The sequence below is a fragment of the Microcoleus sp. K5-D4 genome (assembly GCF_036704575.1).
Classification (GTDB): Bacteria; Cyanobacteriota; Cyanobacteriia; order Cyanobacteriales; family Microcoleaceae; genus Microcoleus.
In genome coordinates, this window is record NZ_JAUBSD010000140.1 from 1 (window position 1) to 10,793 (window position 10,793).

Below are 10,793 nucleotides of genomic sequence, written 5' to 3' on the forward strand. Positions count from 1 at the left end.
GTGATGCTATATCTGCCCATTCTTGTAACTTTTTTATGCCTTCTCTTATTCCTCAATCACAGACCTGAATCCTTACAGTTTCTCCCCCTTCAGCAGCACGGCTAATCGAGTAATTCTTAGCAATCTCTTTAGCTTGGTCAGTCACGTTATCTGCTTGAAAATTTTCCATTGCAATCACAGTATCTGCCACATCAAAATAATCGCCACTTCCTCCCATTACTAAAATAGTCGATACGCCGCAATCTGCGTACAATTGTTTAACTTTATCAATAAACGGCGTAATCGGTTCCTTATCCTTAGCGATGAGTTCCTGCATTCGGCGATCGCGAATCATGAAATTCGTCGCCGCCGTATCCTCATCCACCAATAAAACAGGCATTCTCCCCACTTCCAAAGCCTCAATAATATTAGCAGATTGCGACGTGCTACCGCTCGCATTTTCAGTATAAAATTGTGCAGTATCTCTACCTTGTGGCAAGTGGTTAATAAAAGGCGAAATATCAACTCCCGCTACACTTCTGCCATCTTCCGCCCTAATTTTAACCGCCGCCGGATTAGCCACCACAAATTCCCGACCATCTCCCGGAATTCGGTTGTAAACTCCCAACTGGATCGCCCTGAGTAAAGTTGATTTGCCGTGATAGCCGCCGCCAACAATCAAAGTAATACCAGCCGGGATACCCATACCGGAAATAAAACCGCGATTCGGACAATTAAACTCAACTTTTAACGACGGTGGCGTCTGAAAAGCCACAGCATTATTTAACAAAGGGCGATCGTCAACACCCGTGCGGCGGGGCAAAATAGAACCTTCAGCCACAAACGCAACTAATCCGTTTTCAGCTAACTGCTGCCGCAGCCAGTCAGCATCTTCTACAGTTTCAACGTGACGGCGACATTCAGCAGAATTTAAGTTAGCATACTTCAGAGAATTGCTGACAATTTGCGGAATATCTTCGCACAGCATTTCAGCAGCTTGTCGCCCTAAGATACTGCGTCCGCCCGCTGGAAGTCCGACGGCAAATCGCAGTTCAACTCCTCCTAAATCTTCGATATCGGATGTATTTGAGGAAATGATAAATGCCGAAGTTCGCTCTAAAACTTCTTGTCCGAAGCCAGTCACTGCAATCATACCGCTTTTCCCAGTGCCGCGTTTGCTGCTGATGCTGTTTGCTGCTTTGTCAAACTGGCGAGTTAGGTAATCTCGCAAGGCTATTTATCGACTGCGAGAATTGAAAAGTTCGCCAGGAATTTGAGCAATGTTGGAGGGAACTCTGACTCTAAATTTACTGGGAGAAGCAAACGGATCTCCCTGCACGTAATCAATAATTAATGTGAATTCAGAAAAGTCGTAGTTACCTTGAATGTCTTTGTAGGCTTTGTAGCCTCGATTGTCTAGTTGCAGTAAATGCCGTTGCAGGCTTTCTTTGTTAGTCATTAGTCATTAGTCATTAGTTATTAGTTGGCAGTTGGCAGTTGTCAGTTGGCAGTTGGCAGTATCAATAACAGTCATCATGCCCCATCCCCAATTCCAAATTCCCCATGCTCAATTCCCAATTACTAATTACCTAATTCCAATAATTTCGCCACGGCATTAACAACAATTTGAGCAGAACCGGCGAAAAAAGGTCGATCGATAGTTGCTAATGTATCGCTAAATTGGTGATAGTGGGGCGATCGCAAATTAGCAGTATCCGTCACCAGCACAGCACCAATTCCTTTATACCAGAAAGGCGCGTGGTCGCTCCGCAAAACATCGGGAGTCAGCAACCCTTTCAGGGGAACCGGCAGCGCCACCACCGGCGGTAAATCGGCTTTTCCAGACTCCGCAAAACTTTTCAATAGCAGCGGATGTTCCGCATCCCCAATCACAGCGATAAACTCGCCTTTGTCGGGAGAAGTTACCCCCGATGCTTCTAGAAAAGGTTGCGCTGTCAATCCTTCGGGATATTGCTGGCATCCGGGCGTGCGGCAGGCATAACCTACCATATCTAGGACGATCGCACCCTGCAAATTTTTTAACCGCGCGTCGCTACCTGTGAATGCTAAACTGCCTAAAAGTCCGAGTTCTTCCAGGTCGAAAAATGCTACTTGCAGCGTCCGAGGTGTGGCACGAGAACCCAGCAATCTTGCTAGTTCTAAAACTACAGCAACTCCCGTCGCATTGTCATCAGCTCCAGGTGAGTTTGGGACGGTATCATAGTGTGCTGCCACTAAAATTGCATCGGCGTTCGAGTCAGTACCTTTTCTCTCAGCGAAGACGTTGACTCCTCGATCGAACGGCTGCAACTCGGGGGAAAATCCTAATGTTTGCAGTTGTTTTGAAATGTAGTCTCTAGTAAAAGAGCGAGATCGTTCTCCATCCCGTTCTCCTGCTAAACTATCGACGTGTTTCCACAACCGGGACTGGTCAATTTGGGGCAGAGAAAAAGCATTTTTTTCAGCAGGAAGCGGTAAGGGAGACGGGTTTTGGGAAGTGTGGATATTGCGATCGAGCGAAACTGCGGGTACACTCGACAACCGCTGCCACGAGTCAGAACGCCAACCCACAGCCGCCACCGCAACCATAATAAATAGCGCTATCCAAATCAATTGTTTCATCAGTAAGTCTATGTGAGATTTTAGACAGGGCTTACGCACTCCTCGCTCTCATCAACCGGGTTTTTTAGCGGAAGCGAAAGCTGCAACAAAGTCTTTTTATAAAACCCGGTTGATGCGTCCAGAACTGTTATATTTTAGATTTTAGATTGACACCAGAGTTAAAAATAAACTTGTTTCAAAAAATGAAACTCAAAAATCTTAAAATTAACGGCGCCAGAGGCAGTTTTGTATTTTTTATCTAAAAAAGCAGGTAAAAGCCTTGCGATGTTGCCGTCGAATCTGTCTTGCTTATTGGATCGTTCGACGGCGACATTCAAATCACTAATTTACCTTTAAAATTCACAAGCCAAAACTACTTTTTTTCCCACTCAATCTCCTTATTCTCCAAGATCAACCCGCTGCTTGTAGGAAAAGCATAAGGAATAGTTTTTGCCGAAAATTCTACTATTTGAGTTGGTTGTTGAAACCACTCTGAATAACTCGGATTGAGTTGGTCGTACAGTGCTTTTAAAGCTTGAATCTCTGCCTCTAGCTGCGCGGCTGCTTGATTGATTTTCCGAGCTTGTGCTTGCAAGCGTTTTTCCCCGGTTTGAACGTGGTTTTCTACTTCTTGCCAGTGCTGTCCGGCCAGCAATTTTTCTAGTTCACCTTGCTTGTAATTGAGTAAAGCCTGTTTTGGCTGCAGTTGCTTTTCAATATTTTTAGTCTCTCGGTCAATTTCCTGGATTTGCTGCAACCACTGCTCCCCAAAAGCAGCAGTTTGCTGGTGGAACTCAGCAATGGCTTGAGGAGTATTATTTTTGGGAAAACTGACTGCCACTCGGCACTCAGAGCGCTGTACGCCAAGTTTTTCCAGCGAGTCTTGCAGGGCGGTAACTTCTGCTTGCAGCGCGCGGACTTCTTTTTCGAGTTGTGGGATCGTCTGACTCATGGGTTCAATTAGTGGACCTCTGCATCGATTTTAAGCTAATTGTTTATTTTTCTAACGAATCCCGGTCGCCTTTTTGCGGGAATTATCTAATTTTAGCGCGCTCCCACGCGGTGTCTAGGCAGAATGGCGGATAATTTGTGGCACAATGGCTGATGACACATTTTAAATTAAGATTAAAATTGTAATTAGTTATAAAGCTAAATTATTAGCTTGAAAAAAATTTATTTACAAATCCACATAAATTAATAGTGGCTGGGTTTGCCCATGATAGAAAAAGTTCGGCTAATTTTTTTTAGATTTATGGCGGCTAAAAAGATTTATTTGAAATTAGGAAGTAGAGCACATGAAAAAAAATTCTCAATTGATGTTGGGATATTTCGCGGTTGCTATTTTTGGTCTGGAATGTGGCATAAATCCAAAAATATTACGGACAAGTCTAAGAGATGAACCTGGCACTCGCCCTGTAGAAGGGATTTTGGTTCGGTCTCAGAAACATAGCTATTTGCCATCGGCAGCTCGCCCCCTTACTTCTGCAAGCACCGCATTATTTTTGGATAAATTATCGCAAATTGAGCCAGTAAAATTACCGATTTCTAATTATATAGAATCTCAGGAAATTCCTCGAAAAGAAGCTACTCTTAGATGGAAAATAATCTGTTATTACCTGGTTTTTATTTGTGTAGCAATATCATTATTGCTCCGGGGTAAAACAGTAAATAGCTTATCCAAGACGATGAGGTTAATCAAGCCGAAGTCTGAAACAGAAAATGACAAGGTACCAAAAGGAGAAAAAGTGTTGTATCCACCAAAAAAAGAACAGGATATCTGGCATACTATTGCCCAAATGACCCAAGACTTGCAGCAAACTGCCGAATATGCTCTCGATATTTGCGAAGAAATGAACGTCTCGATAATCGCCACCACCCCGGGCGGTTATATTCTGTCGTTAAACCAAGCTACCTGTCAACTTTTAGGATACTCTAAAAAAGAGTTGTTAGGCACACCAATAGCCAGACTGTTTCAGAAAACTGAATCACCAGCCCCGGAATTAGAGTTAGCAAGTTTAACAGCCGAAGGTTCTGTGCGCAACGTCGAAAAAGTCTACCTTTCTAAACATCGAAAAAAAATAATTGTACTGCTTTCTATTTCAATTATTCGCGACGGTCAAGGCAAGGTCAGCGGCAAGTTATATATAGCACAAGATATTACCGATAGAAAGCGGGTTGAAAGAAATTTGCGGCGCAGTGAAAAAAAGTTTCGCCAACTGATAGAAACTGTTAATGCTGTTGCATTTATCTATCACCGCAGACAGTTCCGCTATGTCAATGCTCAGACAGAAGCTCTGACAGGATATACTCGCGAAGAATTACTAGCCTTGGATTTATACGACTTAATTCATCTAGATTTTATAGAAATAGTTAAAAAATGGGGTAAATCCAGCCATGCGCGCTCAACAGCAGGCTCTAAATATGAATTAGTAATAGTCACGAAAACAGGAGAAATGCGCTGGATTGAAGCAACTGTAGATATTATAAAATTTGAAAAAAAAGCCTCAATATTAATCACAGCATTTGACATCAGCGATCGCAAATTAGCAGAGTCACAACTAGAAACATCTCTTTCGTTGCTTCAAGCAACCATTGAATCTACTGCTGACGCCATTCTGGCGGTTGACAGCGGAGGAAAAGTTATCACCTTTAACCGCAAATTTGCCGAAATGTGGCAGTTGCCGGATTTGCTGGTTGATTCGAGAGATAACAACCAAATTTTGGGGTTTGGAATCAACCAGTTAAAATACCCCGAAATATTTCTCAACCGTGCTAAAGAATTGTCTGATCGCCCTGCAGCAGAAAGTTACGATCTCATCGAGTTGACAGATGGCAGAATCTTCGAGCGCTACTCGTTGCCCCAGCGCACGGGAGGCCAAATTACTGGTCGAGTATTCAGCTTTCGGGATGTAACGGAACGGGTGCAATCCGAAGAAAAACTACGCAAAAGCGAAGAACGCTTTCACCTGCTGACGCGGGCGACAAATGATGCCGTATGGGATTTTGATTTGTTAAAAAATGAGTATTGGTTGAGCGCAGAGTTTGAAAACGTTTTTGGATACAAACTCAACGAAACTCAGACGATAGAATTAGAATCCTGGTGGTTAAATATTCATCCAGAAGAACGGGAAAGAGTGATGTTAAGTTTCAACCAAACAATGAACTCAGATGCTCAATGTTGGTCGGAAGAATACAGCTTTCACCGTGCAGACGGGGGATATGTTTTTGTGCTCGATCGCGGCTATATCATCCGCAATGAAAGTGGCCAAGCAGTCAGGGCGATCGGCACGATGATGGATATCACTCAGCGCAAGCAAGCTGAAGAAATTATTCGCTATCAAGCTGTTTATGACCAACTCACAGGTTTACCGAACCGGATACTTTTTAACGAGCGGCTGCTGGCTTCCTTAAAACAAGCTAAACAAACAAAAAAAATGCTTGCTGTGATGTTTTTAGACTTGGACAGGTTCAAAAAGATTAATGATACATTAGGTCACGCTGCGGGCGATCGCCTGTTAGAAGGTTTTGCCGGACGTATCAGCGACACTTTGCGATCGACTGACACTGTTGCCCGCTGGGGAGGCGACGAATTTACCATACTGCTTCCCGATATCAATTGCTTAGAAGATGCCGTTAAAACAGCTCAAAGAATACTCAACAATTTAAAGCCAGCATTTAAACTAGAAGGACAACCGTTTCATGTTAGCAGCAGCATCGGCATTGCCCTTTATCCCGATGATGGTGAAGAGGCCGAAACTTTAGTCAAAAATGCCGATGCTGCCTTGTACTACGCTAAAGAAATGGGAAGAAATAACTATCAGTTATATACTTCAACACTTAATCCCCAAGGCAGCCATTTACTAACTATAGAACACAGGCTACACGAGGCTTTAGAACAGGGAGAATTTGAGGTTTTCTACCAGCCCAAAGTCAACATTACTACTTGGCAAATTCAGGGCATGGAAGCCCTGCTACGCTGGCAACATCCACAATTAGGTTTAGTTACTCCCGCTACATTTATTCCGATCGCCGAAGAGAACGGGCTCATTGTAACTATTGGGGAATGGGTGCTGCAAACAGCCTGCACTCAAAATAAAGCTTGGCAGGATGCTTTGCAGCCAGATTTGCGGGTAGCAGTCAACGTTTCGGCTCGGCAGTTCCAGCAATTTAATTTATTAGAAATGGTAGCGAAATGCTTGGAAAAAAGCGGTTTAGCACCCAAGTATTTAGAGTTAGAAATTACCGAGACTACAGCCATGCAAGATGTGGATTATACCACAAAAGTTCTCAGGGAGTTGCAGAATATGGGAGTGCAAATTGCGCTGGACGATTTCGGCACTGGTTATTGTTCTCTAAATTATCTCAAAAAGTTTCCCTTGAATATCTTAAAAATAGATAAATCCTTTGTCAGCGGATTGACGACTGATCCGTGCGAACGGGCGATCGCTAAGGCTGTAGCGACCCTGGGGCGAGATTTGAACTTGAGCGTGGTAGCCGAAGGAGTAGAAACTAAAGAGCAGTTGGAGTGTTTGCGATCGCTCCACTGTCAAGAAATTCAGGGTCATTATTTCAGCCCTGCACTATCAGCCAATGATGCTAGTAAGCTATTGGTAAATTCTCAGTTGCAACAAGTAAAAATTGCTTAATTGGGTCGCGACTTACGACTGCGTAAGGTTGTAACGCTGCGTGCAATTCCTGCGAACGTTACACGTAAAAAGTCGTGCGACCACCGCCGAAACCCGCATACGTCCCGCCGCAGCAGCCGTCGCACGAGCAGCCACTGTAGGAAAACTCGTTGCCGCACTCAATACAGATCCCCGTCCAGTAGTGATGGTCTGGTGGCAAGGCCTTCTTGCGACAGTTATCGCAGCCGAAAACGGCTAGTTCGCTCACATCGAACGACCTCCGCTTCCGTTTCGTCTGCTTGATGGCATCGTGCATCAACTGGTTAAAACTTAAAATAGTGTGCAGAATAACGGACTTGTACCTAAAGACAGAGGAAAATATCGCTACCCCAACATAAAGGCTTTGTCTATGCAGCCAATTCGCACATTTAACGTTTCCCCGTCGCTACCGGCAATTCTCGAACCCCTACGCAAGCTTGCTTACAACTTGCACTGGGACTGGAACGTCGATACCAAAGACCTCTTCCGCCGCCTCGATCGAGACCTGTGGGACTCCAGCAACCAAAACCCGGTGCTGATGCTCGGAACCATATCTCAAGAGCGACTGCAAGAAATGGCAGAAGATGAAGGCTTCATTGCCCAAATGAACCGAGCAGCCCAACAATTAGACGATTATCTCAAAAATCGCGCCTGGTACCGCAAACAGCGTGGCACCGAGCAGCAAGAATGCTACGCTTACTTTTCGATGGAATTCGGCTTAGTTAAAGCCCTACCAATCTATTCCGGCGGTTTGGGCGTACTCGCAGGCGACCACCTCAAATCAGCTAGCGATTTGGGCTTGCCCTTAGTCGGTGTCGGCTTGCTATACCAAGAAGGTTATTTTTCGCAGTATCTCAACGCCGACGGCTGGCAGCAAGAACGCTATCCGCTCAATGATTTCTACAATATGCCGCTGCACCCAGAACGCAATCCCGACGGTTCGGAATTGCGGATTGAGGTAGACTATCCCGGCCGCAAGGTGTACGCCCGGATTTGGCGAGTACAAGTGGGAACGGTTCCTTTGTACCTAATGGATACAAATATTGAACCTAACAGCCGCTATGACCAAGATATTAGCGACCAACTGTACGGCGGTGATAAAACTCTGCGGATGCACCAAGAAATCATGCTGGGCATCGGCGGCGTGAAAATGCTCAAGGCATTGGGGCTGACAGTTACGGCTTATCACATGAATGAAGGCCACGCGGCTTTCATGGCTTTGGAACGCATTCGGATGCTGATGGAGGAATATCACCTGAGTTTCGTAGAAGCGGAACAGGTGGTGGTTTCGAGCAGTATGTTTACGACTCACACGCCCGTACCTGCTGGGTTTGACTTGTTCGAGCCGGATATGGTGATGCACTATCTCGATCATTATCCCAGGATGTTTGGCTTGTCGCAAGATGAGTTTCTGGGATTAGGCAGGGAGAATACTAGCGATTTGTCCGCACCTCTGAATATGGCAATTTTGGCAATTAAAATGTCGAGTTTTGTCAACGGGGTGGCGGCTTTGCACGGCGTGGTGTCGCGCCCGATGTTTCAGGGTTTGTGGCCGGGCTTGCCACAGGAAGAAGTACCGATTACTTCGATTACCAATGGGGTGCACGCTCGCAGTTGTGTGGCGAAGTCTACTCAGGAGTTATACGATCGATACCTTGGCCCGGACTGGGAAATGACCGGTAAGGACGATCGTCTCTGGGACAGGCTGTCGTCGATTCCTGATGAGGAACTATGGCGCAATCACGAACGCTGTCGATCGGAGTTGGTGGTGTTCGCGCGGGAGTGGCTGCAAAAGACTTTGCGCGAGCGCGGTGCTGCCCAAACGGAAATCGAACACGCGCGGGAAGCTCTCAATCCGAAGGTGCTGACGATCGGGTTTGCCCGCCGCTTTGCTACTTACAAGCGGGCGACGCTATTTTTGCGCGATGTCGATCGAATTATGCGGATCATGCGCGATCAAAATCGCCCGGTGCAGTTTGTGATTGCTGGGAAGGCTCACCCGATGGATATTCCGGGTAAAGAATTGATTCGAGATATCGTTCACTTCATCCGCGAGCACGAGACGATGAGCTCGATGGTGTTTTTACCGAACTACGACATTAACGTTGCTCGGATGATGGTGTCGGGCTGCGATGTGTGGCTGAATACGCCGCGCCGCCCGCGTGAGGCTTCGGGTACTTCCGGGATGAAAGCTTCGATGAATGGTTTGCCGAATCTGAGCATTCTTGACGGATGGTGGGATGAGGCTGATTATGTTCGTACCGGTTGGCCGATCGGACATGGGGAGTTTTACGAAGATACTAAGTATCAGGATGAAGTCGAGGCGAATGCTTTGTACGACTTGATGGAAAAAGAAGTTGTACCGCTGTTTTACAACCGGGATGCTGATGGAATTCCCCGCGGTTGGACGGAGAAAATGAAGGATTCGATTCGCTTGAATTGTCCTTTGTTCAATACTGCTCGGATGGTGAAGGATTACGCGCGGCGGGCATATTTCCCAGTGAGCGATCGCTACCACACCATGACTTCGGATAATTGCGCTCCCGCCAAGGAGTTGTCTCACTGGAAGAAGCACGTTCTCGCGAAGTGGAAGGATATTAAGATTGAGGCTGTTGATATTTCCCAGGATAAGGAAGTTAAGGTCAATCAGTCGATCTCTGTTAAATCTCGGATTAATCTGATGGGATTGACGCCTGCGGACGTGCAAGTTGAACTTTATCAAGGCTCGGTTGATGCTAACGGCGATATCATTGGTGGCGTGCCGGTGGTGATGGAGTATTTGGGAGAAGATTCTAACAATGCTAGCCTTTATACGGCTGACATTACTTATACTTCTAGTGGTTTGCAAGGTTTGTCGTTGCGGGTTTTGCCGAAGCACGATAATCTCAGCAGTCCTTATGAAGCTGGCGTGATTCTCTGGGCACATTAAAGGAAGTTCGGGAACAGATTCGCTCGACGGATGTAACGGATGTAACGGATGTAACGGATGGAAGGAAGAGGGAATCAGGAATCAGGAAGATTTTACCTATTCTCCCCCTCTCCCACTCTCCCACTCTCCCACTCCCTCTCTGCTTATCTTCCTTGGGGGATGACTATGTAGCCGGTTGTGCAATGATCGCCCAATACCAAACTCCGCTCTATTTCCTAGTACCACCAGTGACCGCGTATATAAGCGTACAGCAAGGAATCTCGCTGGTCTTCTAAGGCTTTGAGGGTGGCAAAACTGGTGGAAATTTCGGGTAGGTTTGAACCACGGATGAACGCTGATTTTTATGCAGGATGTTTGCGAAATTCCGACTTGGTTCGAGGATTGATCAATATTTACAATATACGGGCAGAATTTCATTAATTAGAGTTGAGATTCTGCCCGTTTTCCTTTTTTGTGGCTTTGCTGAATACAGGTATAAATTCAAAATTTCGGAATTTTTATAAGCCCAGTCGGGTGAGTTTTGTAACATCAAGCGAAAAGTTGATTAGACCTCTTGCAAAATAATTTTATGCTATAATGAAGGGTTTGGCTGAAGTGGAGCAGATTGCAGGTTATAGCTA

General features: G+C 45.7%; 5 protein-coding genes and 1 pseudogene. 3 read left to right on the top strand and 3 right to left on the bottom strand.

Annotated features, from left to right (window positions below; all coding sequences use genetic code 11):
- Positions 1 to 79: 79 nt before the first annotated feature.
- From QUA77_RS27510 to QUA77_RS27520, 3 genes and pseudogenes are all read right to left on the bottom strand, one after another.
- Positions 80 to 1,438 (bottom strand): annotated as a pseudogene (locus QUA77_RS27510) (ABC-ATPase domain-containing protein); the annotation flags it as partial.
- 122 nt (positions 1,439 to 1,560) lie between these two features.
- Positions 1,561 to 2,601 (bottom strand): M28 family peptidase, encoded by a 1,041-nt coding sequence (locus tag QUA77_RS27515; protein WP_333453760.1) that lies wholly within the window; start codon positions 2,599 to 2,601, stop codon positions 1,561 to 1,563.
- A gap of 352 nt (positions 2,602 to 2,953) precedes the next feature.
- The gene (locus tag QUA77_RS27520) at positions 2,954 to 3,532 is read right to left on the bottom strand and encodes a hypothetical protein (RefSeq protein WP_333453762.1); all 579 of its coding nucleotides are present in this window, start codon (positions 3,530 to 3,532) and stop codon (positions 2,954 to 2,956) included.
- Positions 3,533 to 3,875: 343 nt separating this feature from the next.
- On the opposite strand from QUA77_RS27520, the gene QUA77_RS27525 reads away from it, so the two are divergent.
- The 3 genes from QUA77_RS27525 to glgP all read left to right on the top strand — a co-directional run bounded on the left by QUA77_RS27525 (position 3,876) and on the right by glgP (position 10,173).
- Complete coding sequence (locus QUA77_RS27525; protein WP_333037190.1) at positions 3,876 to 7,226, top strand: EAL domain-containing protein; 3,351 nt, start codon at positions 3,876 to 3,878, stop codon at positions 7,224 to 7,226.
- A 40-nt stretch (positions 7,227 to 7,266) separates the two neighbouring features.
- A complete protein-coding gene (locus tag QUA77_RS27530; protein ID WP_333037189.1) occupies positions 7,267 to 7,464 on the top strand; it encodes a hypothetical protein in 198 nt (65 codons plus the stop codon).
- A 150-nt stretch (positions 7,465 to 7,614) separates the two neighbouring features.
- The gene (gene glgP / locus QUA77_RS27535; RefSeq protein WP_333037188.1) at positions 7,615 to 10,173 is read left to right on the top strand and encodes an alpha-glucan family phosphorylase; all 2,559 of its coding nucleotides are present in this window, start codon (positions 7,615 to 7,617) and stop codon (positions 10,171 to 10,173) included.
- The last annotated feature ends 620 nt before the right edge of the window (positions 10,174 to 10,793 follow it).